This is a genomic window from Sphingomonas sp. DMC6 (genome assembly GCF_056314225.1).
Map to the genome: position 1 here is coordinate 189935 of NZ_JBQUYT010000004.1, position 20307 is coordinate 210241.

Here is a 20307-nt window from a genome sequence, read left to right on the forward strand (position 1 = left end):
GGTTACGGAAATTTAGGATTCATTAATTTGCGCGCTGCGACAAAAACGCGATGAACGCCTAAAGTTCCCGAAATCCCTAGCGTTTTACGCGAAAATGGGCTGGTCGAGCGAGACCCGCAGGCTCAATATGATACAAATGAACCTACGATATATAATTTAAGTAAGCGAGTTGCTTACAGTCTGGCGTTGATCGAGATCGGCGCGGGCGCATCGATGCCGGCAATGCCGCCGCACGCACTATAGGTCGTGCTGCGGCTGCCGGTCAGGCGTTGCGCCTCGGCCGCGATCGCCGCCATCATTTCGGCGGAAAGCTCGATCTGGCGCGACAGGATGCGAGAATTGACGATCGAGGCATCGCGCAATGCCTGGCTCGCCTCGGTCAGCGCCGCGCGGGCTTCCGGGTCCAGCGCCTCGAGCCAGTCGTCGAGGTGCTCGCGCTTCATTCGCGCGACTTCCGCCTCGATCTTGCCGGCAAGGCGCAGCTTGGCATTCGCGATTTCGCCGAGTTCGGGAATATAAGGGGTGCGCGCGAGGCGTTCGCTCTCTTCCTCCATCAGGGCCGTGAGCGAAACCATGGCGTCGATCAGCTGCGTGATCATGGCTGTCCTTGCTGAAGCTTGATGATCTGTTGAAGCACGCTGGGGGCCAAGCCGATGCCGCCCCGGCGCGCCATTTCGGTGCCGAGCTTTTCGGCGAGGACGCCGCGGAACATCTCTTCGCCGTGCCCGCCCGAAAACTCGCCCGACTGCTCGACACCTTCGAGCATCAGCTGAGTCATCTGGGTGAGGAACACGGCTTCGAAATTCTGCGCGGTCTGGGCGTTTTTGGGGTCCACCTTGGGGACCGGCTTCGCAGTCGCAGCAGCGCCCGAGACGGCAGTGGCGGCGGGAAGGGGAGTGATGTCGGCCATCACTGCACCTCGATTTCCGCCTGGAGTGCGCCGGCCGACTTCACCGCCTGAAGGATGGTGATCAGGTCGCGCGGCGACACGCCCAGCTTGTTGAGGCCGCTGACCAGCGACTGGAGCGACGCGCCGTTGACCATCGCCAGGCTGGCGCCGTTGCCGTCGTTCACCTGCACCTGGGTACGCGGCACCACCGTGGTCTGGCCGTTGGAGAGCGGCGCCGGTTGCGACACCTGCGGCGCTTCGCTGACGGTGATGGTCAGCCCGCCCTGGGCGATCGCCACCGGGGTGATGCGGACATCGTTGTTCATCACGACGGTGCCCGAGGCTTCGTTGATCACGACCTTGGCGACCTGATCGACCTTCACTTCCAGATCGCCGGCCTGGGTGATGAGGTCGATGACCGATCCGGCGAACTGCGGCGGGGCCTTTACCTGCACCGTGGCGGGATCGAGCATTTCGGCGGCGCCGGGGAACTTGCCGTTGATCGCGCGGGTGATGCGGTCGGCGGTCGCGAAATCGGGGTTCTTCAGCGCGAGCTTGAGGCTGGTGGCCGAGCGCAGCGCGAACGGCACTTCGCGTTCGATGATCGCGCCGCCGGCAATGCGGGCGGAGGTGGTGACGCCGCGGCTGACGCTGGCCGCAGCGCCTTGGCCCTTGAAGCCGGAGACGGCCACCGGCCCCTGCGCCACGGCATAAATTTCGCCGTCCAGCGCGCGCAGCGACGAGGCGATCAGCGTGCCCCCCTGCAGGCTGGAGGCGTCGCCCAGCGCCGAGACCTGCACGTCGATCCGCGAGCCCGAGCGCGCGAAAGGCGGCATCGTCGCGGTGATCGAGACGGCGGCGACATTCTGGGTGCGCATCTGGGTGCCGCGAATGTTCACGCCCATCCGCTCGAGCATCGACTGCATCGATTCCTCGGTGAAGGGCGCGTTGCGGATGCGGTCGCCGGTGCCCGCCAGACCCACCACCAGGCCATAGCCGACCAGCTGGTTCTCGCGGACATTTTCGACATCGACAATGTCCTTGATCCGCGTCTGCGCCATGGCCGGCTCGGCGGGCGCCAGTGCCAGCATCAGGGGTAGGAGGCGCATGGCCAGACGGTGCATAAAGCCTCGGAACAAGTGGAAAAACATCACTTCTCTTCTTATAGGATAATAAGGAGCAGCATGGTTCCTGAGGACTGAATTCGTGCGGATCGACAGCCTGACCCCGATGATGGCACGCAACCTGCTGGCGGCGTTACCAAAGTCCGTGTCCGGCTTCCCGGTAATGGGCGAGGAACCGCCCGCGCCGGTGCCGCATCCGCTCGCCGGTCCGGGCACCACGCCGGTGCCGACCGTGCAGCTGCTGGTGGCCATCGCCGCGACCAATCCCGCCGTCGAGCGCCGCCGCAAGCTGGCGAAAGATGCCGAACGCGGTATCGACGCGCTCGACCGGCTGCACAAGGAACTGGTGGCCGGGGCGCCGAGCGTCGGGCGGCTGCAGGAAATCCTGGAATGGTCGCAGAGCTACGAAAAGCCGGACGATCCGGTGCTCGCCTCGATCCTCTCCGAAATCGACCTGCGCGTGCGGGTGGAACTGGCGAAGTTCGACGTCCAGGCCTGAGCGCCACCCAACCGCTCAGCGCAGGCCGGCAACCACCAGCAACAGGCCCAACACCGCCGCGGCGCGTGCGATCCACACGTCATAGCTCAGGCCGACCAGCATCACGCCAGCCGCCAGCGGCAACATGCCGAACCAGCCGACCAGCGCCACCGGCCAGTCCGGCCGAAACAGCGCGGCCGCCAGCGATGCGGCGAGCATCCCGCCGCCAAGGTACGGCAGATGGGCGCAGATGCGGGCGGACCGCCAGCGGCCGAGCAACGCCTTTGCATGGCGTTCCATACCGGCGGCGATCGCGAAGAAGCCGATCAGGGCAAGACCCGCCGCAATCATGCTGGCCGTGCCCGGGCGCGGCGGGGCGCGGAGGCGGGACGGCATTGCCGCCAGGCCAAGGCGGTAAAAGCCAGGCCGGCTGCCAACAGTACGAGGCTCACTCCCGCCTGTACCGCATCGGCGAACCGGCCCCCAAGGCTGCCGGCCAGCAGGCAGGCGAGCGCCAGCACGCCGGTCAGCATCGGCCAGCTACGTCGCGGCGGCAGGGCAAGTCCGGCCAGGATTGCGATGCCCGCCGTCCAGCAGGCGAACGACACTTCCGCCTCTGCCCGGTGCGCCACGCCCGGCGGCAACGCCAGATTGGCGAGCAGATAAGCGGCGCAGCCGATCGGCAGGCCGGTCAGCACGCCCGCATTGAGCCGCTCGACCAGCCGGTTACCCCAGTTCAGTGGTGCGCGTTCGCGTCGCTTCACGATCCAAAGCACCATGCCGCTCGCCACCGCCATGGTCAGCATGGCGCCGCCCAGGAAATAGAGCCACCGCGTCAGCAGCGGGGCGAAGCGCGCAAGGTGCAGGCCATAGGCGACGGCATAGGTCTGCAGCGCCGGGCGCGTTTCACGCCAGTCAGCCAGTAGCTTGCCGGTGGGGCCGTCGAAGCTGATTTCCGCCGGCGTATAGGCGATCTGGGCGGTGTCGGCGCGGAACAGGGTGACGACGGCGGCGGCATCGCCGGGGTGGGCGACCGTCACCCGCCCGACCGGCGCACCGCCCCAGCGGTGTTCGGCTTCGCGCAGCATCGGTGCCATCGGGGCGAGCGGGGCGGGGCGGCCGACGGCTGGGCGATTTACGACGCCCGGTGTGAACTCCTTGCCCATGCCGGCGAAATCGCTGCTGTAATTGGCGGCGATCGCCCAGGGCATGGTGAGCGAGGCAAGCGTCAGCAGCCCGGTGAAGCTTATCATCAGGTGAAAGGGCAGCGCGAGCACGCCCAGCGCGTTGTGGCCGTCGAGCCAGGAACGTTGTCCCTTTGCTGGGCGGAAGGTGAAGAAGTCCTTGAAAATACGGCGATGTGCGATGATCCCGGTGATGAGCCCCAGCAGCAGGATCATCGCCGCCATCGAGGCGAGCAGCCGCCCCCAAGGGAAGGGAAGCTGCAGTTCGAAATGTAGCCGGTAGAAGAATTCGCCGCCCAGCGTCTCCCGCGGGACGGGTGCGCCGGTGACGGGATCGAGCGCGCGATAGACGAAGCCGGTGCCGGGATCGTAGGTCGCCTCCACCGTGTTCATCCGCGTGTTGGGCAGGACCAGATACCAGCCTGCCGATCGCGGGGCCGCCTGCGACAGCCAGCGCCCGGCGGCGCCGAGCGCAGTTGCGCGATCGGTGGTGGCGGTCGATTCCGGGCGCATCCAGCGGCCGATCTCCGGCTTGAACACGCTGAGGGTGCCCCCAAGGCAGACGAGAAACAGCACCCAGCCCAGCAGCAGGCCGGTCCAGCCGTGCAACCAAGCCATTACCTGCCGCGCCCCGTCGCGTACGGCGCTCATACCGGTGCCCCCGCAGCCCGGGCGATCAGTGCCAGCGCGCCGGCGGCGGCAACCACGCCGCCCAGCGCGCGCAACGGGCCGGGTGCAAGGAACGCCCAGATCGTCACGACCGGCGCCACGACCAGCGCCAGCATCGTCGCCGGCACGACCGCGTCGATACGGGCCATCGGCAGCGTGCGGGCCGCCGCTGCCGCGAAGCACGCGGCAACGAGATAGGCCCCAAGGCTGCCGGCCACCACGCGGATCGCGATGTTCGACCGATAGCGCCAGCCAGAACGACGCGGCGTGCCCATCGTTTCGCCTCAGTAGGTGAAGGTGAGACTGCCGAGCACGCTGCGCGGCGCGGCATAATAGGCTTGGCCCCACATGAGGCTGCCCAGATAGGTGCTGTCGGTCACGTTGCGGACGTTGATCGCGGCGCGGACGTGATCGACCAGGCGAATGCTGCCCATCAGGTCGAGCACCGCATAGTCATTCTGGGTCACGGTGAAGTCGGGGCTGCGGACCTCGTTCTGCCAGCGCAGCTGGGCGCCGAGTTTGAGGTCGCGCAGTTCGGGAACGGCATAGGTGGTGGCGAGCTTGAGGCTCTTGGTGGGCACGAATACGCGCGCGGCCTTGCCGGCGTTGTCCTCGATCTCGAGCCCGGTATAGCCGCCGCTGATCGTCCAGTTGTCGGTCACCTTGCCGCCCAGCTCGATCTCGAAGCCGCGCGAGGTGGTGTCGAGGCCCCGATAATAGTTGGTGCCCTGCTGGCCCGGATCGCCCGGCCCAAACTGTCCTGCCACGGTTGCCAGGTTCTTCTGCCTGGCGCGGAACAGCGATGCGGTGGCATAGAGCCGGCCGCCGAACCACTCGCTCTTCAGCCCGCCTTCAATGCTGCTGCCGGTGATCGGATCGAGCCGGCGGCCGCGCACGTCCGATTCGTCCTGCGGATTGAAGATGCTGGTATAGCTTGCATAGAAGGAGAGGTTCGACGTGAGATCATAGGTGAAGCCGGCATAGGGGCTGACGTCGCCGTTCTTGCGGTACAGGTTCGCGCCGTAGGAGATTCCGGCAGCCTTGAGCCACGTCGCGCTGGCGCCGACCATCGCCTTCAATTCATCGGTGATGTTCAGATGCGCCGCGCCATAGACGCGGGTTACGTCGAGTCGGCTGTTCGCCTCGAGCGTGAGCGGCCCCGTTCCCGGATCGGCGATCACACTGGCGCCGAGGTTTGGTACCGCCGGATAGACGACGAGTTTGTTGCCCCGGCCCTGCCATTGGCGGTTGTCGAGCCGGCCGGTCGAAACGCCGAAGGCCAGCTGATGCTCGCGGCCGAACAGGTGGAGCGGCCCCGATGCGGTAAGGTCGCCGAGATACTGGTCGGTTTCGGACGGATAGGCGCCGACCTGGCCCGCGATGCCGAGCCCGGTTGCCTTGTTCGGTGCGCCGAAAGCGTAGAGCAGCCGCGCCTGCTGCTTGTTGTTGGCATAGGTGAAAACACCTTTGGCCTGCCAGCCCCTGCCGAGATCGTAGGCGAGTTCCCCGAAGGCGCGTTGGTCGGTCGTGTCCCAATAGGTCCACGGTGCCGAGGTGGTCGCCGAGCGCGCATAGGGGATGCGGCTGCCGTTGGCGTAGGTGAGCGGTAGCGCGCCCCATAGCACGCCGTCGGCGTCGTTGTCCTGGCGGCTGTAGCCGACCGTGGCGGAGAGCTGCGGCGTCACTTTCCATGTGGCGATAAGGCCGTACACGTTGCGGTTGACGTGGTTATAGTCGAGATGGCTGTCGCGGCTCTCATGCGCGTAGATTGCGCGGACGGCGAACGTGTCTGTCACCGGCACCGAAAGATCCGCCTCGCCGCGCCAGCGATTCCACGAGCCGGCCTGCGCCGTTGCGGTCGCTTGCAGCGTGTCGGTCGGGCGCTTGCGGACATAGTTGATCGTGGCCGACGGGTTGCCCACCCCGGTCATCAACGCATTGGCGCCGCGGATCGCCTCCACCCGCTCGAACAGCGCGGTGTCGAGGTCGCCATATTGGATGCCGTAGGGAAACGGCAGGCCAATTCCGTCGACCTGGAAGCTGGTGATGTCGAAGCCGCGGGAATTATAATAGGTGCGGTCCGTCTCCACGCGCTCGACATTGATGCCCACCGTCTGGTCGAGCAGGTCGTTGATGTTGGTCAGTGCGAAATCGCGGATGCGCTGCTGGTCGACTATCGTGATCGACTGCGGAGTCTCTCGCGGGCTCAGCGACAGTCCGGTTGCGCTCTTGGTCTGCTGCGCCGCAACGCCTGTTACCACCACTTCGGTTTGCTGCTGGTCGTCGCTCGAGCTGTCGTTACCCGGACCGGCCCAGGCCGGACAGGGAAGGAGAAGGAGAGCGGTGGCGAGCAGCGCGGCGCGCGGCGACAGGTGCATGTCTGCGGTTTCCCTTTGCTTTTGCTTGTGGGGAGTGGCCGTAGACGAATACGATATTGCGAGTCAATCTCATTATCACTTGTGATGCCTTGCGGCGTCGCGCGCGGCGGTAATCAGCGGCGGTTGCGGGCGATGCGCAGGATGTAGCTGATGACCTCCGCGACCGCGGCATAATGTTCTACCGGGATCGGATGGTCGATTTCCGCGCTGGCATATAGCGCACGGGCAAGCGGCCGGTTTTCCACCAGCGGAATGTTGTTGGCGGTGGCGATCTCGCGGATCTTCAGCGCCAGCGCGTCGACGCCCTTGGCGACCACGACCGGTGCCGCCATGGCGCCATGGTCGTACTGAAGCGCGACGGCATAGTGGGTCGGGTTGGTGATGACGACGCTGGCCTTGGGCACATTGGCCATCATCCGGCTCTTCGCCCGCTGCATCTGCATGCTGCGGATCTTGCCCTTGATCTTGGGGTCGCCTTCGCTTTGCTTGTATTCGTCCTTCACTTCCTGAAGGCTCATCCGCATCTTCTGCATGAAGGCGCGGCGCTGCCAGATGAAGTCGAACAGCGCGAGCGCGCCGACCAGCGTGGCGATCGGGCGGAGCATGGCGTGAACGATCTCGCTCGTCGCGCCGCCGGTGGCGATCAGATCGGCGCCGACCAGCCGGTCGAGCCCCGCCATATGCGGCCAGGCGACCACCGCCGCGATCCAGCACACCGCGCACAGCTTGGCGAGCGTCTTGCCGAATTCGACCAGCGACTGTTTGCCGAACATCCGCTTGGCGCCGCTGACCGGATTGAGCTTCGACCATTTGGGCGCGATGCGGCTCCAGGCGATCATCGGCCGGCCCTGCAGCACGCCGCCGAGCAGCGCGAAGCCGAACAGCGCGCTCAGGATCGGCGCCAGCGCCAGCGCGGCAGCCTGCAGAAAGCCGGTGGCGAAATCCTGCCCGCCTTCGGGCGTCAGCCGGAAATCGTCGGCGCTGCCCCATAGCCGGACGAACAGCGTCGCCATCCGCTGGATGGTGTAGGTGCCGAGCCCGCCCATCACCACCAGCGCCGCGACAAACATCGCGGCGTGGCGCATTTCGGGGGCCATCGGCACTTCGCCGCGTTCGCGGGCGTCCGAGAGTTTCTTCTCGGTCGGTTCCTGTGTCTTGTCTTCCTGATCGCCGCCGTCGGCCATTACCAGCTACTCTGCATCGCATCGCCCATCGACTGGGTGAAGACAGTGAGCATCGTGCCGATCGTCGCGGCCGCCAGGGCGATGCCGAGCAGCAGGTTGAGCGGCTGCGCGATGAAGAACACCTGGATCGCCGGCGAAATCCGCGCGGCTAGCCCCAGGGCGACGTTGAAGACGATGCCATAGACGAGGAACGGCGCGGCCAGGCTGATGCCGAGCGTCATCGATCGGCCCACGGCCGCAACCGCCAGCTGGGCGAAATCATGCATCGGCGGGAGCCCGCCGATCGGAAAGCTCTGATAGCTGTGGATGATCGCGCCGATCCAGAGATGATGGACCTGCATCGCCATACAGGCCAGCGCCGCGACGATGCCGACCAGCTTCGACAGCACCGGCGTCTGGCTGGCCTGCGAGGGGTCGAACATCACCGCGGAGGAAAGGCCGATCTGCATGCTGACGATCGATCCGGCCATGGAAATGGCGAAGAACAGGATCTTGACGATCATGCCGATCGCCAGCCCTGTCACCAGCTCGCTCAGAAGCACCGCGGGCAAGATCGCGCCGGCCTCTACTGCAGCGCGTGCGGGGGGGCCGATGAGGCCATAGAGCGCCGCCGACATGGCAAAGGCGATCATCAGCCGGATACGGCCGGGGATCGCATCTTCGCCGAACACCGGCAGTAGCATCAGCACGGCGCCCACCCGGGCGAACAGGATGAAGAACGCCGCGACGGTCAGCTCGAGATCGGGGGGGATGGTCATCCGTGAATGATCAGGTCGCTGATCGTCGCCATGAACTTGCTCAGTGCCTGGCCGATCGTCGGCAGCATCAGCAGGAACACCAGCCCCATCGCGATCAGCTTCGGCACGAAGGTGAGGGTGGTTTCCTGAATCTGCGTCAGTGCCTGGAGCAGGCCGATGAACACGCCCACGACCAACGAGGTCAGCAACAGCGGACCCACGATCGTGAGGATCAGCATCAGCGCTGCCTCGGTCAGGGTGATGAGCTCGCCGGCGCTCATCAGATCTGCATGCGCATGATGTCGGTATAGGCGCCGACCACGCGGTCGCGCACTGCCACCATGGTGTCGAGCGCGGTTTCGGCCGCGCCGATCGCGGTGACGACGTCGATCAGGTCGCCCTTGCCGGCAACCTGCTTGGCAGAAGCCGTTTCGGCGGTGCGCATCTGGTCGGCGGTGCTGGTCACCAGATTTTCGACCATCGCGCCGAACCCGCCGCCGCTTTCGCCGCTGCTGTCGGTTGCGCCGGTCTTGCCGATGCTGCCGCCGACGCGGGCGACCCGGCCATAGGCGGAAGTTGCGTCGAGAGCCCCGATGGACATGGCGTGCTATCCCCTTATTTGAGCAGGTCGATGGTGCGCATCGTCAGGCTCTTGGCCGCTTCGATGGCGTTGAGATTGGCTTCATAGCTGCGCTGCGCCGCCTTCATGTCGGCGGTCTCGATCAGCCCGTTGACATTGGGCTTCAGCACATAACCCTGGGCGTCGGCCGCCGGATGGCCCGGCTGATATACGCGGACGAAATCGGACTTGTCGGTCTCGATCGACTTCACCTTAACGCCTGTGCCGCCGGTGGCGCGGTCCAGTTCTGCGGTGAAGCTGGCGACGCGGCGGCGATAGGGATTGCCGCCCGGCGTGTCCGACACCGAGTCCTGGTTGGCCAGATTTTCCGCAATCACGCGCATGCGCAGCGACTGGGCGCGCAGGCCCGACGCCGAAACGCTCAGCGACGAATCCAAATCCATGCTGGTACCTCCGCGGCCAACGCGGCCGTCTTTTCCCATTGTAGGCAATTTTTGCCGGGCCGGGCCGCGGGGGCGGAAAAAAGGTTCCTATAAGTCTTAAAGAAAGGGAGACCTATGTCGGTACTCGAGGGAATTACGATCGAGATGTCGGTGGTGCTCGGCTCGGCCGATCTGCCCATCCGGCAGATCCTGCAGATGAGCCGCGGCGCGATGATCCCGCTCGATTGCGGGCAGGACGATCCCAGCCTTGTCTATGTGAACGGCGAACTCGTCGCCAAGGGCCGCATCCTGGTCGACGGCGAAGTAATGTCGCTCGAAATTTCTGAACTCGTAAAGAAGTCGCGTCACTGATGGACCTGCTGTCGATGCTGCGCACTTTGGGTGCGCTGGGCCTGGTGCTGGGTATGCTGGCGGGCGCGCTGTGGACGGTGCGCCGCTATGACCTGAAGCTGCCGGGCCGCGTTTCCGGCACCGGCCGCCGCCGCGTCGAGCTGGTCGAACGGCTGGCGGTGGACGCCAAGCGTTCGGTCGCGCTGATCCGCCGCGACGGTTGCGAACATCTGATCCTGATCGGCCCCGAAGGCCATGCGACGCTGGAAACCGGCATCGCCGCGCCGGCCGCGCCCGAGCCCGAGGATGCGCCGCCGGTGCCCGCCAAGGTCGAGGATGATTTCGCCGCGCTGAAGGCCGGCATGGGCAAGCTTGCCGGCAAGCTTGATTTCCGCGCGATGGTGGACCGCATACGCCCCGAAAAGCCGGCCGAGTCTGAAGAGGCTGCGCCGGAAGCGGCGATGGTCGAGGAAGCCGCACCCGCCTTCGCGCTGGTCGCGGCGAACGACATTGATCCGCTGCCGGCGCCCAAGCCGCGTGCGGCGGCGAAGCGCACCCGCGCGCCGCGCAATACCACGCGCTGGAACAAGCGCGCCCTGCGCGAGGCGCTCGATGCGTAAAGCGCTGGTTGCCGCTGCACTGCTGCTGGTGATGCTGCCGCTTGCGGCGCATGCCCAGGCAGCAGCGCCCGGCGGCACGACCATCAATCTGGGCGGCAACGGGCCGCTTTCGGCACGCGCGATCCAGTTGGTCGTGATGCTGACGGTGCTCAGCCTTGCGCCGGGCCTGCTGATGACCGTTACCAGCTTCACCCGCATGGTAGTGGCGCTGTCGCTGCTGCGCACGGGCCTCGGTGCGCAGGGCGTGCCGCCCAACCCGGTGATCATCAGCCTCGCGATGTTCCTCAGCTTCTTCGTGATGGCGCCGACCTTTGAGAAGGCGTGGAACGAAGGCGTCGACCCTTACACCAAGGGCAAGCTGACCGAGGCGCAGGCGTTCGACCGCACCGCCGAGCCGTTTCGCCAGTTCATGTTGGGGCAGGTGCGCGACAGCGACCTGAAGCTGTTCGCCGACATGGGCGGCAAGAAGATCGCGACGCGCGCCGAAACGCCACTTGGCACGCTGGCGCCCGCCTTCATGATTTCCGAACTGCGCCGCGCGTTCGAGATAGGCTTCCTGCTGCTGCTGCCGTTCCTGGTGATCGACATGGCGGTGTCGGCGGTGCTGATGGCGATGGGCATGATGATGCTGCCGCCGGCATCGATATCGCTGCCGATGAAGATCATCTTCTTCGTGCTGGTCGATGGCTGGGCGCTGGTCGCCGGTTCGCTGGTGAAGAGCTTCGCGACGGGCGGGTAGGGGCCGAGCGCATGTGGGTGGCGCGTTTGACTCGCAGTGCGGGCAATCGCATGTGTCGAATAAAGCCGCGAACGCATGGGTTCCCCTCCCTGCAAGGGAGGGGTTAGGGGTGGGTCCGCCGCCGTCAGGCGGCGGGACTCGCGGCAACGAGGCGCAGAGTCTTTTGGCGCGCGCAGACGCGCGCACCCACCCCCGGCCCCTCCCTTTTCAGGGAGGGGAGCGAAGGCGCCAAATACGATAGCTCTGCTGCGAGCAGGGGGAACTGGATTTGGGAGGAGCCGCCAAGCGCGGCCGCCCCTTCCTCGCGGGAAGGCGATGCGCCAATCCGGTCCTATGAAACCGGCCGCCGGTCCTAGTGTGCGACGCCCTGGCTGCCGAGCCAGGCGGCCAGTTCCGCATAGGGGATCATGTCGATAAAGGCGATGCCGGCCACCTCGTCGCGGTACCAGCGGATCGCGCAGGCGCGCGGGGGCAGGCCCGGGATGGTTACGGTCATTACCTGGTCGAGATCGGGCTGGCCGGACAGGCGCAGTCGCGCGCCGCTCTGCGAGATATTCTCCAGCCGGGCATGGATCGGCACGCCCTTGCAGGCCAGACGCGCAGCGCAATCGACGGTGAAGCGGGGTGCGCGCGGGACGGCGCGGTGCAGCCGGGCACTGGGCGAGCTGCCCTTGGCCGCCGCCAGTACTTCCTCCACGTCGACCGGCATGGCGAAGTGCACGCCGGCGCGGCCGTCGCTGGACCACACGATATTGCCCTGCAGGCGCTGGCCGTCGCGCAGCTCGACCGATACCCACTGGCCATAGCCGAGCGCGTGCTGCGCCTCGATCATCATGCCCGAGGCGGAGAGGTTGCGGACGCGGCACAGATGCTCGCCGCCGCCATTGGCGGTCAGCTTGCCGACCAGCAGCGTCGTGACCGTGCGGGGCGCACGGTCCGCCCAGTTGCCCAGCGGGGCGGAGAAGGACGTATCGGACTCGGCTGCACGCACGGCATGTCTCCCAGGCGGAACGGCGGGGCTCATTGCCCCATTAATATTTATAGGAAGATGCAGGCGCGGGGTGGTGTGACCCGGTATTTATCCAGGCAGGGTTCAGGCGGGCGTTGCCGCCGTCACTGCGACCTTGTGCACGACGTCCTTGCCGAAGGCTTCGGCGGCGGCGCCCTGGACCACGGTGCGGAAGGTATCGAGATTGGGCAGCATGCCGTCCGGGCCTGCCGTCATCGGCGTGCGATAGGTCCGCATGTTGATGGCATGGAGCAGCAGCGGCATCCGGGCGCTGACGAAATCGGCCTTGGCCTCGTCGACCTGGAGCTGGATCTCGAAATTGGCATAGCCGGCGAGATGCCCGTCCGGATAGACGAGCGGCGTCAGGATCTTGCCGGTGGGCACGAACTTCAGCGGCTTCTTGTCTTCGGCGTCCGCTTCGGTCTTCGCCTTGGCAGGGCCTGCGCCGATGCCGAGCACCTGCATGGTTCCGAACGCGGCACCGCCGCCCAGGCCCAGACCGAGCAGCAGGACGATGACGAGGAAGAGGATCTTCTTCACGACGCGCTCAGAACTTGAAGCTGGAATCGGTGGGCAGGGCCGACGTCTCGCCCTTCAGCACGATGCTGATGCGACGATTCTCCGGGCGGCTGGGCTGATCGGGATAGACCGGCTTGGTGGCGCCCATCGCCACGACTTCCGCAAAGCGATCCGGCGTCACGCCACCCGCGATCAGTGCCGAACGGGCGGCGAGCGCACGCTGGCCGGAAAGCAGCCAGTTGGCATCGCTCTGCCCGCCGGCGCCATCGGTATGGCCCTCGATCGCGATCTGCGCGCCGCTATGGGCGATCTTGCCGGCGACCCGCGCCAGCAGCGCACGCGCATAGGGATTCATTTCGGCGGTGCCCGATTTGAACATCGATTGCTGGTCGGTGTCCATCAGCGTGATGCGCAGGCCCTGGCGATCGGCCTGGATGTCGGTGCTCTTCTTGCCCTGGCTCTGCGGCGTCGCGTCGAGCGCCACCTGCAGTTCGGAGGCGAGCACGCGCATCGTCGCCGGCACATCGGCGGTGCCCCCGCGCGCGCTGCCCGCCGTCGCCGCCTGAAAGGTCGGCTGGCCCTTGGCGGGGCTGGGATCGGCTTCGGAGCGGCGCGTGGGCCCGCCCGCGCCCGGCGCGGTATTGCTGACCGGGGTGGCGGGGGCGCTGTCTGCAATGGTCGGGGAGAAGTATTTGGCCAGGCCCTTCAGCCGATCCTTGTCGGGATTGGCGATCAGCCACAGCAGCATGAAGAAAGCCATCATCGCCGTCACGAAGTCGGCATAGGCGACCTTCCAGGCACCGCCATGGTGGCCGCCGGCGACCTTCTTGACCTTCTTGACGATGATCGGCCGGTGGTTGTTCCCCCCGCTTGCCATGTCAGGCGGTTCCCAGCGCCGAACGCAGGCGATCCTGCACGGCGCCCAGCCGGACATGGCTGATCGCCGACAGCGAATCCTCGCCGTTCGCGATCCGCTCCAGCAGGTTCACGCACTCGTCGGAATGCTGGATCAGATAGTCGAACGACTGCAACTGCTCGAGGTAGGAGGTGCAGAAATACTCGTCACCGACCAGCACTTCCGCCAGCCCCTCCAGCTTTTCGCGGATCTCGCGGATCTCGCGCGCCATCACGGCGTGGAGCACGGTCGAGAACGGATCGTAGCCGGGCACGGGCTGGGGGGCACCGGAACCGGAAGACAGCGGAAGGCACGACATCAGAACAGCTCCAACTCTCCGCCAGCGGCGGGCAGCGGCGGCGGTGCCACCGGACGTTCGGGCACGCGCTCGGCAACCTTGGTGCAGCGGCTCTTGCCCTCATGGGGCAGGAATTCCACCTTGCGGGCCAGCGTCCCGCCCAGGTCGCAATGCGCGATCGAGATACCTTCGGTTTCCATGAACCGGCGGGCAAAGGCTGCGTTGGACGAGCCGATTCCTCCCAGTCCCGAGATGATGTTGGCGCCGCCGTACAGGTGCGCCTGCAGCCGTGAGCGCGATGCGCCCTTGGCCATCATGCCGTTGATCAGCAGTTCCATCGCATGCACGCCGTAGCGGGCCATGTCTGCACCCGAGACCTTGTGGTCGGCACCGGGCTCGCCGAGCAGGAAATGGTTCATGCCGCCGACCTTGGCGACGGGGTCGTACAGGCACGCGGCCACACAGCTTCCCAGCAGCGTCGATACGACGACATGCGGTTCGGCGATGACGGCATTTTCGCCCTGAACGATGGATACTCTGCGCATCAGGTCAGCTCACCGAAAACACGTTCGATTTTTTCCTTCAGCGCCGCCGGCGCGAAGGGCTTCACGACGTAATTGTTGACGCCGAGCGCCGCCGCTTTCTGCACGACCTCGCGGTCGGCCGATCCGGTGAGCATGATGAACACCGTCTTGCCGATCACCGGGTCCGCGCGCACCGCCTCCAGGAACTGCAGCCCGTCCATGTCGGGCATGTTGTAGTCGGAGATGATCAGATGCACGCGGTCGCTCTTGACCGAAGAAAGCGCCTCGACCGCACTCGGCTTGTCGCGCACATCCTTGAAGCCAAGATCCTGCAGTGCGCGTCGGATCATGGCGCGCATGCTGGTCTGATCGTCAACGACCATGACCTTGATCTGTGATGCAGCGGGCATTTAGACGCTCCCAACTTTACTCGTTTCGCGACACGCCTTCAGGATTGCCTCCGGCATCGCGGATAAACCGCATTCCTTTTCCACCGCGCCGACTTCCTGTGCCGCGCGGGGCATGCCCCACACGACGCAGGTCTCGCGGCTCTGGCCGAGCGTGCGCGCACCGGCCTGGCGCATCGCCAGCAGCCCGTGTGCGCCATCGCTGCCCATGCCGGTCAGGATCACGCCGACCCCCGACCGGCCAAGCCTGGCCACGGAACGAAACAGCACATCGACCGAAGGGCGGTGGCCGGTCACCGGATCGCCCGGCAGCAGCCGGATGCGGCCGTTGGCCCCGCCTGAAAGCTCCATGTGTCGCTCCCCTCCAGGAGCAATATAGACGGTTCCACGCTGCACCTGATCGCCATCGGTCGCTTCCACGACTTTCATGCGGCATTCGGAGTCGAGCCGGCTCGCAAAGCTGCGGGTGAAGGTCGCCGGCATGTGCTGGACGATGAGGATCGGGGGGCAGTCTTCAGGCAGCGTCGGCAGGAGCGAGAACAGCGCCTCGACACCGCCGGTCGACGATCCGATCGCGATCACCTGGCCGCCAGCGCTACCACCGCCAGCGCTGGGCTGGGCGGGCAGGCGCTGCGGCCCGGCGCGGGCCACCGACCGTGCGGCGGCCTTTACCTTGTCGCATAGCAGCTGGGCGTCGCGTTCAATGTCTTCCGGCGTGCCGCTCGGCTTGGTGACATAGTCGACCGCGCCCAGGCGCAGCGCCTCGATCGTCACTTCGGCACCGCGCGCGGTGAGTGTCGAGCACATCACCACCGGCATCGGCCGAAGCCGCATGATCCGTTCAAGGAACGACAGGCCATCCATGCCTGGCATTTCCACGTCGAGCGTCAATACGTCGGGATTGAGCGTCTTGATCATCTCGCGCGCGGCGAACGGCTCGGGCGCCATGCCGACGACTTCGATTTCCGGATCGGATGCAAGCATCCGCTTCAGCGTCGCGCGCATCGAGGCGCTGTCATCGACAATCAGGGTGCGTACAGGCTTCATCACCGGTTCTCCGGTTTCTGGTAGATGGTGTGGCCGCAGGAGCGCATGCGGGGGGCGGCAGGACCGATCAATCGTTCCGAATGGCCGATGTAGAGGTGGCCCCCCGGTGCGAGTTGTTCGACGAAGCGCTGTTCAAGCTCTTCCTTTGCCGGATCACCGAAATAGATCATCACGTTGCGGCAGAAGATCACGTCATAGGCTGCCTTGAGCGGCCACGCTTCGAACAGGTTCAGCACGCGCGCCGTGACGAGCTGGCGTGCCTCGTCCGCCATCATGAACCCGCCTTCGGCAGGGCGCATCCAGGTGGAGCGATAGGGTTCGGGAACCCCGGCTGCCGCCTGATCGGCATAGAAGCCGCGCTGCACCGCTTCCACCACCGGCGGCGAGATGTCGGTGGCGAGCAGCCGCACGTCCGCATGGCGCACCCAACTGGCCGAAGACCGGTCCGGCCCGAGCAGGCACATCGCGATCGTGTAGACTTCTTCCCCGGACGAGCAGCCGGCCGACCAGATACGGATCGGACCCTGCTTTCGCTTCAGCACCGGCAGCACATGTTCGCGAAAATGATCGAAATGGTGCGGCTCGCGGAAGAAATGCGTGTGGTTGGTGGTCAGTGCGACCACCATCGCATGCCGTTCTTCCGGATCGTTGTGGACCAGATCGACATAGTCGCAGAACCGGGCGAGACCGAACTTGCGCAGCCGCCGCGCGAGCCGCGACTGGACGAGTGTGGTCTTCGCCTCGCTGAGTGCGATGCGGGCATCTTCGTGCATGATCGCGGCGATGGCGAGGAAGTCGCGGTGGGTAAGTTCCGCCGCCGCCTGCGTCGCCGCCGCTCCGTTCGCGACGCCGGCGGGCGCCACGGCGGCGCCCCCGGCGGGGCTCATGCCGCGAGATCCAGATGTTTGGTCAGGCTCAGCGCGTCGAGGTCGAGCAGCAGTACCATCGATCCCTTTTCGTCGCGCGTGCCGTCCTTGGCGCGCGTGGCGATGCGGACGAGCCCGGCGATCACGCTGGCTTCCAGCGTTTCCACTTCCGGCGCGGGCTGGATTTCACCGGCGTTGATGCCGACGATGTCGTTGACTTCATCGACCAGGAACCCGGCCTGCTTGCCCATGATGTTGACCACCAGGATGCACGAGCGGGCATGCAACACGCTCGGTTCCCAACCCAGCCGTTCGGCCAGGCCGACGACCGGGATCACGTTGCCGCGCAGGTTGGTGACGCCCTTGATGAAGCTCGGCACGTTCGGCAGCGGGGTCGGTTCGTCCCATTCGCGGATTTCGATGAGCGCACTCATGTCGATCCCGAAAATCTGCTTGGCGAGCGAGAAGGTAACGATCTTGCGGTCACCTGCGGTTTCTACGGTACTCATGCGGCGAGTCCTTTCGGCGTATAGCGGGAGGGAGAAGAAACAAGCGCGTCGATGTCGAGGATCAGCGCGATCGAGCCATCGCCAAGGATGGTCGCGCCGCCCAGGCCGCGGATCGGGTGCAGGTTCTGGTCGAGGCTCTTGATCACCACTTCGCGGCGATCATCGATGGTGTCGACCACCAGCCCGACCTTGCCCGAGGTTTCGCTTTCGACGATCACCACCAGCGAGTCTTCGATCGCGCGATCGTCGTTCAGGCCGAAGATTTCGGTCGCACGCTTCACGGGCAGATATTCGCCGCGCATGTCGATCACTTCGGTGTCCGGCGAGGTACGCTTCACCTGGCCCGGCTCGGGCTGGATCGTCTCCAGCACATGAGTCAGCGGCAGCACGAAGCGCTGGCCCGCAAGCCGCACGATCATGCCGTCGAGGATCGCCAGCGTCAGCGGCAGGATCATGGTGAAGGTGGTTCCTTCGCCAGGAACCGAGTGGATCTCGACGCGGCCGCCCAAGGCTTCCACATTCGAGCGGACCACGTCCATGCCTACGCCGCGGCCGGAGATGTTCGAGATCTTTTCGGCAGTCGAGAAGCCCGGCGCGCAGATCAGCTGATCGATTTCCTCGTTGGTGAGCTGGGCATCCGGATGGATGATACCCTTTTCCACCGCCTTGGCGCGTACCCGCTCGCGGTTGATGCCGCGGCCGTCGTCCTGCACGCGCACCAGAATGCGCGCGCCCTTCTGTTCGGCGGAAAGGCGGATCGTACCTTCGGGCGACTTGCCGGCGGCAATACGTTCCTCGGTGCTTTCCAGGCCATGGTCCGCAGCGTTGCGGATCATGTGCGTCAGCGGATCGCCGATCTTTTCGATCACGCCCTTGTCGACTTCGGTCGTCTCGCCGCTGGTCTCAAGGTTGATCTGCTTGCCGGTTTCGGCCGACAGATCGCGCAACATGCGCGGCACGCGGCTGAAGGCCTGCCGGATCGGCTGGGCGCGCAGCGACATGACATTGTCCTGGATCTGGCGGGTGAGCCGCGCCAGTTCCGGCAGCTCCACGCGCTGGCGATCGGCCGGCGAAAGCCGGTCGGCCAGAATGGAGTTGCGGATCACCAGCTCGCCGACCAGGTTGAGCAGCAGGTCGAGCTTGCCCAGATCGACGCGGATCGTCTGTGCCGCTTCGCTCCCCGGCTTGGCAGCGGGGACATTGCCCTCAGCGGGCCTGGGCGCCGCCGGGGCAGGGTCTGCTGCCGGTGTCGGGAAGGGGGCGACATTGCCTGCAGGCGCCGGCGCCACGGGGGCCGCAGGCGTTTCGATGGCGAAGTCTTCGACCAGCGCCGTCACGGGAACGAAGGGGATTTCGTCCTCTTCGGCAGCCGGGGCGGGGGCCGCCGCGGCCTTTTCCTCGTTGCGCGTGACTTCGATCACCGAATCCGGTGCGACAAAGTCGAAACAGTCGGTGATGTCGCCCTGGGCGACTTCGCCGGGCATGCTCAGCACCCAGGTGAAATAGCTGTCCTCGGGATCGAGGCCGCGCAGCGCCGGCAGGTCCGCCATTTCGACGGCTTCGACCACGGCGCCCAGACCTTCGAGCTCGCGGATGGTCAGCAGCGGCTCACCGGCATTCGCCAGCGCGGCGCGCGACGGCTTGAACCGGATCGTCCAGCTGCTTGCTGCGGGCTCGGCGGCGACGGGCTCGGCGACGGCTTCGACTTCGTCGAGCGACACCAGCACGGGGCGGAAGCCGAACTCGTCCTCTTCCTCGGCCGCGGCCGCGGCCGGGGTAGCGGGGACAGCCGGGGCGGCGGGAGCAGGTGCGGCCGGGGCCGGCGCCGCGTCGCCATCAGGCACGCCTTTATTGGCGAGCACCTGTTCGAGCAGGTCGAGCGCGGCCTGGTCGTTCGGGCGCGGACAATTGCCTTTCGCGGCCTCGACATGGTCGGACAGCACGTCGAACGAGCTGAGCATGACGCGGATCACGCCCGGGGTGGGCACGATCTTGCCGGCGCGCACTTCGTCGAGCACATTCTCGAACTTGTGCGCGAAGGCGGTCAGGTCCGAATGGCCGAATGCGCCTGCGCCGCCCTTGATCGAGTGGATCGCGCGGAACACGCCGGCGATGGTCTCGGCGGACAGGTCGCCCGCCTGCATCGCGGAGAGACCTTCCTCAGCGGTCGTCAGACCTTCGGCGCACTCTTCGAAGAAGATCGCCTGGATATCGTCGAAATCGTCGCTCACGGGCAGACGCGGCGGATCGCCGCCCCCAGTTTGACGGCTTCGAACGGCTTGGTGATCCAGCCGGTCGCGCCTGCTTCACGCGCACGCGCCTTTTTCTCGTCCGAAAATTCGGTCGAAAGCACCAGGATCGGCGTGCCCTTGAATTCGGGCACGGCGCGCACCGCTTCGATCAGCTCGAAACCGTCCATCTTCGGCATGTTGATGTCGGTGATGAGCAGGTCGGGTTTCACTTCATGCATGCGCTCCAGCCCGTGCTGCCCGTCATTGGCGCTTTCGATGCGAAAGCCCTGCGATGTCAGCGACGTCTTCAGGAGCATGCGCATGCTCGCGGAATCATCGACGGTAAGGATGAGCTTGGTCACTGAACGTCTCCGGTTTCGATCCCGATCGCGGCCGCAAGACGACAACTGGTCACGCGATCGGTGAAGGCAGTGCTGGGGGTGAGGATGGAAAAGGGCTTGCCGGCATGTTCGGCCTCGACGCGCGCAGCCACGAGCAGCTGCAGCACGGCCTGACCGACGCTCTCGACTTGCGAGGCATCGATTTCGATCGGATCATCGCCTTCGAGCGCCTGGACGAGCCGCGTGTGCAGCTCCGTCGCAGTGACGGTGGTGCCATGGGCGGGCAGCAAAAGCACGCCGTCCATT

General features: G+C 66.0%; 28 protein-coding genes. 4 read left to right on the plus strand and 24 right to left on the minus strand.

Going from position 1 to position 20307, the window contains the following annotated elements:
* Window positions 1-173: 173 nt before the first annotated feature.
* Genes ACT53M_RS11425 through ACT53M_RS11435 form a run of 3 tightly spaced genes read right to left on the minus strand, consistent with a single transcriptional unit; the run spans window position 174 to window position 1998 of the window.
* The gene (locus ACT53M_RS11425) at window positions 174-599 is read right to left on the minus strand and encodes a flagellar protein FlgN (RefSeq protein ID WP_476233478.1); all 426 of its coding nucleotides are present in this window, start codon (window positions 597-599) and stop codon (window positions 174-176) included.
* On the minus strand, window positions 596-910 hold the full coding sequence (locus tag ACT53M_RS11430) for a rod-binding protein (protein ID WP_476233479.1): 315 nt from the start codon (window positions 908-910) through the stop codon (window positions 596-598). The genes ACT53M_RS11425 and ACT53M_RS11430 overlap by 4 nt, the downstream gene beginning before the upstream one ends.
* Entirely contained in the window at window positions 910-1998 is a 1089-nt protein-coding gene (locus tag ACT53M_RS11435; protein ID WP_476233480.1) for a flagellar basal body P-ring protein FlgI, read from the minus strand. The genes ACT53M_RS11430 and ACT53M_RS11435 overlap by 1 nt, the downstream gene beginning before the upstream one ends.
* Window positions 1999-2095: 97 nt before the next feature.
* On the opposite strand from ACT53M_RS11435, the gene ACT53M_RS11440 reads away from it, so the two are divergent.
* Window positions 2096-2512 carry a flagellar assembly protein FliX gene (locus ACT53M_RS11440; RefSeq protein WP_476228929.1) on the plus strand — a complete coding sequence of 139 codons (417 nt, stop codon included), beginning with the start codon at window positions 2096-2098 and terminating at the stop codon, window positions 2510-2512.
* 15 nt (window positions 2513-2527) lie between these two features.
* On the opposite strand, the gene ACT53M_RS11445 is transcribed toward ACT53M_RS11440, so the two are convergent.
* The 9 genes from ACT53M_RS11445 to flgC form a co-directional block, all read right to left on the minus strand.
* Window positions 2528-2842, minus strand: a complete 315-nt coding sequence (locus ACT53M_RS11445) for a DUF3325 family protein (protein WP_476233481.1) — start codon at window positions 2840-2842, stop codon at window positions 2528-2530.
* Window positions 2839-4326 carry a PepSY-associated TM helix domain-containing protein gene (locus ACT53M_RS11450; protein ID WP_476233482.1) on the minus strand — a complete coding sequence of 496 codons (1488 nt, stop codon included), beginning with the start codon at window positions 4324-4326 and terminating at the stop codon, window positions 2839-2841. The genes ACT53M_RS11445 and ACT53M_RS11450 overlap by 4 nt, the downstream gene beginning before the upstream one ends.
* Complete coding sequence (locus ACT53M_RS11455; protein ID WP_476228932.1) at window positions 4323-4619, minus strand: ketohydroxyglutarate aldolase; 297 nt, start codon at window positions 4617-4619, stop codon at window positions 4323-4325. Before ACT53M_RS11455 ends, ACT53M_RS11450 begins: the two co-directional genes overlap by 4 nt.
* A gap of 9 nt (window positions 4620-4628) precedes the next feature.
* A complete protein-coding gene (locus tag ACT53M_RS11460; RefSeq protein WP_476233484.1) occupies window positions 4629-6722 on the minus strand; it encodes a TonB-dependent siderophore receptor in 2094 nt (697 codons plus the stop codon).
* Window positions 6723-6835: 113 nt separating this feature from the next.
* The gene (gene flhB / locus ACT53M_RS11465) at window positions 6836-7906 is read right to left on the minus strand and encodes a flagellar biosynthesis protein FlhB (RefSeq protein WP_476233485.1); all 1071 of its coding nucleotides are present in this window, start codon (window positions 7904-7906) and stop codon (window positions 6836-6838) included.
* The gene (gene fliR, locus ACT53M_RS11470) at window positions 7906-8664 is read right to left on the minus strand and encodes a flagellar biosynthetic protein FliR (RefSeq protein ID WP_476233486.1); all 759 of its coding nucleotides are present in this window, start codon (window positions 8662-8664) and stop codon (window positions 7906-7908) included. Before fliR ends, flhB begins: the two co-directional genes overlap by 1 nt.
* The gene (locus tag ACT53M_RS11475) at window positions 8661-8924 is read right to left on the minus strand and encodes a flagellar biosynthetic protein FliQ (protein WP_476233487.1); all 264 of its coding nucleotides are present in this window, start codon (window positions 8922-8924) and stop codon (window positions 8661-8663) included. The genes fliR and ACT53M_RS11475 overlap by 4 nt, the downstream gene beginning before the upstream one ends.
* Window positions 8924-9244 carry a flagellar hook-basal body complex protein FliE gene (gene fliE, locus ACT53M_RS11480; protein ID WP_476233488.1) on the minus strand — a complete coding sequence of 107 codons (321 nt, stop codon included), beginning with the start codon at window positions 9242-9244 and terminating at the stop codon, window positions 8924-8926. Before fliE ends, ACT53M_RS11475 begins: the two co-directional genes overlap by 1 nt.
* A gap of 14 nt (window positions 9245-9258) precedes the next feature.
* Complete coding sequence (flgC, locus tag ACT53M_RS11485) at window positions 9259-9666, minus strand: flagellar basal body rod protein FlgC (RefSeq protein WP_476233490.1); 408 nt, start codon at window positions 9664-9666, stop codon at window positions 9259-9261.
* A 114-nt stretch (window positions 9667-9780) separates the two neighbouring features.
* Between flgC and ACT53M_RS11490 the strand changes: the two genes are divergently transcribed.
* The 3 genes from ACT53M_RS11490 to fliP are packed head-to-tail and all read left to right on the plus strand — an operon-like array spanning window position 9781 to window position 11355.
* Window positions 9781-10017 carry a FliM/FliN family flagellar motor switch protein gene (locus tag ACT53M_RS11490; RefSeq protein WP_476228939.1) on the plus strand — a complete coding sequence of 79 codons (237 nt, stop codon included), beginning with the start codon at window positions 9781-9783 and terminating at the stop codon, window positions 10015-10017.
* The gene (locus tag ACT53M_RS11495; protein WP_476233491.1) at window positions 10017-10616 is read left to right on the plus strand and encodes a FliO/MopB family protein; all 600 of its coding nucleotides are present in this window, start codon (window positions 10017-10019) and stop codon (window positions 10614-10616) included. The genes ACT53M_RS11490 and ACT53M_RS11495 overlap by 1 nt, the downstream gene beginning before the upstream one ends.
* Window positions 10609-11355 carry a flagellar type III secretion system pore protein FliP gene (gene fliP / locus ACT53M_RS11500; RefSeq protein ID WP_476228941.1) on the plus strand — a complete coding sequence of 249 codons (747 nt, stop codon included), beginning with the start codon at window positions 10609-10611 and terminating at the stop codon, window positions 11353-11355. The genes ACT53M_RS11495 and fliP overlap by 8 nt, the downstream gene beginning before the upstream one ends.
* A gap of 352 nt (window positions 11356-11707) precedes the next feature.
* Here fliP and ACT53M_RS11505 read toward each other — a convergent pair whose 3' ends face one another.
* The 12 genes from ACT53M_RS11505 to ACT53M_RS11560 form a co-directional block, all read right to left on the minus strand.
* Window positions 11708-12346 carry a PilZ domain-containing protein gene (locus tag ACT53M_RS11505; protein WP_476233492.1) on the minus strand — a complete coding sequence of 213 codons (639 nt, stop codon included), beginning with the start codon at window positions 12344-12346 and terminating at the stop codon, window positions 11708-11710.
* Window positions 12347-12448: 102 nt separating this feature from the next.
* On the minus strand, window positions 12449-12904 hold the full coding sequence (locus ACT53M_RS11510) for a hypothetical protein (protein WP_476233493.1): 456 nt from the start codon (window positions 12902-12904) through the stop codon (window positions 12449-12451).
* A gap of 7 nt (window positions 12905-12911) precedes the next feature.
* Window positions 12912-13760, minus strand: coding sequence for a flagellar motor protein MotB (locus ACT53M_RS11515; RefSeq protein ID WP_476228944.1), 849 nt, complete (start codon window positions 13758-13760; stop codon window positions 12912-12914).
* Window position 13761: 1 nt separating this feature from the next.
* Window positions 13762-14097 carry a hypothetical protein gene (locus tag ACT53M_RS11520; RefSeq protein WP_476233495.1) on the minus strand — a complete coding sequence of 112 codons (336 nt, stop codon included), beginning with the start codon at window positions 14095-14097 and terminating at the stop codon, window positions 13762-13764.
* Window positions 14097-14621 (minus strand): chemotaxis protein CheD, encoded by a 525-nt coding sequence (locus ACT53M_RS11525; RefSeq protein ID WP_476233497.1) that lies wholly within the window; start codon window positions 14619-14621, stop codon window positions 14097-14099. The genes ACT53M_RS11520 and ACT53M_RS11525 overlap by 1 nt, the downstream gene beginning before the upstream one ends.
* Window positions 14621-15010: a response regulator gene (locus ACT53M_RS11530; RefSeq protein WP_476228947.1), complete on the minus strand. Its 390-nt coding sequence runs from the start codon at window positions 15008-15010 to the stop codon at window positions 14621-14623. The genes ACT53M_RS11525 and ACT53M_RS11530 overlap by 1 nt, the downstream gene beginning before the upstream one ends.
* A complete protein-coding gene (locus ACT53M_RS11535; RefSeq protein WP_476233499.1) occupies window positions 15011-16054 on the minus strand; it encodes a protein-glutamate methylesterase/protein-glutamine glutaminase in 1044 nt (347 codons plus the stop codon).
* Window positions 16054-16941 (minus strand): CheR family methyltransferase, encoded by an 888-nt coding sequence (locus ACT53M_RS11540; protein WP_476233501.1) that lies wholly within the window; start codon window positions 16939-16941, stop codon window positions 16054-16056. The genes ACT53M_RS11535 and ACT53M_RS11540 overlap by 1 nt, the downstream gene beginning before the upstream one ends.
* Window positions 16938-17429 carry a chemotaxis protein CheW gene (locus tag ACT53M_RS11545; RefSeq protein WP_476233503.1) on the minus strand — a complete coding sequence of 164 codons (492 nt, stop codon included), beginning with the start codon at window positions 17427-17429 and terminating at the stop codon, window positions 16938-16940. Before ACT53M_RS11545 ends, ACT53M_RS11540 begins: the two co-directional genes overlap by 4 nt.
* Window positions 17426-19660 carry a chemotaxis protein CheA gene (locus ACT53M_RS11550; protein WP_476233505.1) on the minus strand — a complete coding sequence of 745 codons (2235 nt, stop codon included), beginning with the start codon at window positions 19658-19660 and terminating at the stop codon, window positions 17426-17428. The genes ACT53M_RS11545 and ACT53M_RS11550 overlap by 4 nt, the downstream gene beginning before the upstream one ends.
* Window positions 19657-20022 carry a response regulator gene (locus tag ACT53M_RS11555; RefSeq protein ID WP_476228952.1) on the minus strand — a complete coding sequence of 122 codons (366 nt, stop codon included), beginning with the start codon at window positions 20020-20022 and terminating at the stop codon, window positions 19657-19659. Before ACT53M_RS11555 ends, ACT53M_RS11550 begins: the two co-directional genes overlap by 4 nt.
* Window positions 20019-20306 carry an STAS domain-containing protein gene (locus tag ACT53M_RS11560; protein ID WP_476233507.1) on the minus strand — a complete coding sequence of 96 codons (288 nt, stop codon included), beginning with the start codon at window positions 20304-20306 and terminating at the stop codon, window positions 20019-20021. The genes ACT53M_RS11555 and ACT53M_RS11560 overlap by 4 nt, the downstream gene beginning before the upstream one ends.
* Window position 20307 lies beyond the last annotated feature (1 nt).

Bases quoted from the DNA above. Each gene is read 5' to 3' on its own strand.
- ACT53M_RS11425 (WP_476233478.1), bottom strand. From the start codon at position 599: ATGATCACGCAGCTGATCGACGCCATGGTTTCGCTCACGGCCCTGATG.
- ACT53M_RS11430 (WP_476233479.1), bottom strand. From the start codon at position 910: ATGGCCGACATCACTCCCCTTCCCGCCGCCACTGCCGTCTCGGGCGCT.
- ACT53M_RS11435 (WP_476233480.1), bottom strand. From the start codon at position 1,998: ATGCGCCTCCTACCCCTGATGCTGGCACTGGCGCCCGCCGAGCCGGCC.
- ACT53M_RS11445 (WP_476233481.1), bottom strand. From the start codon at position 2,842: ATGATTGCGGCGGGTCTTGCCCTGATCGGCTTCTTCGCGATCGCCGCC.
- ACT53M_RS11450 (WP_476233482.1), bottom strand. From the start codon at position 4,326: ATGAGCGCCGTACGCGACGGGGCGCGGCAGGTAATGGCTTGGTTGCAC.
- ACT53M_RS11455 (WP_476228932.1), bottom strand. From the start codon at position 4,619: ATGGGCACGCCGCGTCGTTCTGGCTGGCGCTATCGGTCGAACATCGCG.
- ACT53M_RS11460 (WP_476233484.1), bottom strand. From the start codon at position 6,722: ATGCACCTGTCGCCGCGCGCCGCGCTGCTCGCCACCGCTCTCCTTCTC.
- flhB (WP_476233485.1), bottom strand. From the start codon at position 7,906: ATGGCCGACGGCGGCGATCAGGAAGACAAGACACAGGAACCGACCGAG.
- fliR (WP_476233486.1), bottom strand. From the start codon at position 8,664: ATGACCATCCCCCCCGATCTCGAGCTGACCGTCGCGGCGTTCTTCATC.
- ACT53M_RS11475 (WP_476233487.1), bottom strand. From the start codon at position 8,924: ATGAGCGCCGGCGAGCTCATCACCCTGACCGAGGCAGCGCTGATGCTG.
- fliE (WP_476233488.1), bottom strand. From the start codon at position 9,244: ATGTCCATCGGGGCTCTCGACGCAACTTCCGCCTATGGCCGGGTCGCC.
- flgC (WP_476233490.1), bottom strand. From the start codon at position 9,666: ATGGATTTGGATTCGTCGCTGAGCGTTTCGGCGTCGGGCCTGCGCGCC.
- ACT53M_RS11490 (WP_476228939.1), top strand. From the start codon at position 9,781: ATGTCGGTACTCGAGGGAATTACGATCGAGATGTCGGTGGTGCTCGGC.
- ACT53M_RS11495 (WP_476233491.1), top strand. From the start codon at position 10,017: ATGGACCTGCTGTCGATGCTGCGCACTTTGGGTGCGCTGGGCCTGGTG.
- fliP (WP_476228941.1), top strand. From the start codon at position 10,609: ATGCGTAAAGCGCTGGTTGCCGCTGCACTGCTGCTGGTGATGCTGCCG.
- ACT53M_RS11515 (WP_476228944.1), bottom strand. From the start codon at position 13,760: ATGGCAAGCGGGGGGAACAACCACCGGCCGATCATCGTCAAGAAGGTC.
- ACT53M_RS11520 (WP_476233495.1), bottom strand. From the start codon at position 14,097: ATGTCGTGCCTTCCGCTGTCTTCCGGTTCCGGTGCCCCCCAGCCCGTG.
- ACT53M_RS11525 (WP_476233497.1), bottom strand. From the start codon at position 14,621: ATGCGCAGAGTATCCATCGTTCAGGGCGAAAATGCCGTCATCGCCGAA.
- ACT53M_RS11530 (WP_476228947.1), bottom strand. From the start codon at position 15,010: ATGCCCGCTGCATCACAGATCAAGGTCATGGTCGTTGACGATCAGACC.
- ACT53M_RS11535 (WP_476233499.1), bottom strand. From the start codon at position 16,054: ATGAAGCCTGTACGCACCCTGATTGTCGATGACAGCGCCTCGATGCGC.
- ACT53M_RS11540 (WP_476233501.1), bottom strand. From the start codon at position 16,941: ATGAGCCCCGCCGGGGGCGCCGCCGTGGCGCCCGCCGGCGTCGCGAAC.
- ACT53M_RS11545 (WP_476233503.1), bottom strand. From the start codon at position 17,429: ATGAGTACCGTAGAAACCGCAGGTGACCGCAAGATCGTTACCTTCTCG.
- ACT53M_RS11560 (WP_476233507.1), bottom strand. From the start codon at position 20,306: ATGGACGGCGTGCTTTTGCTGCCCGCCCATGGCACCACCGTCACTGCG.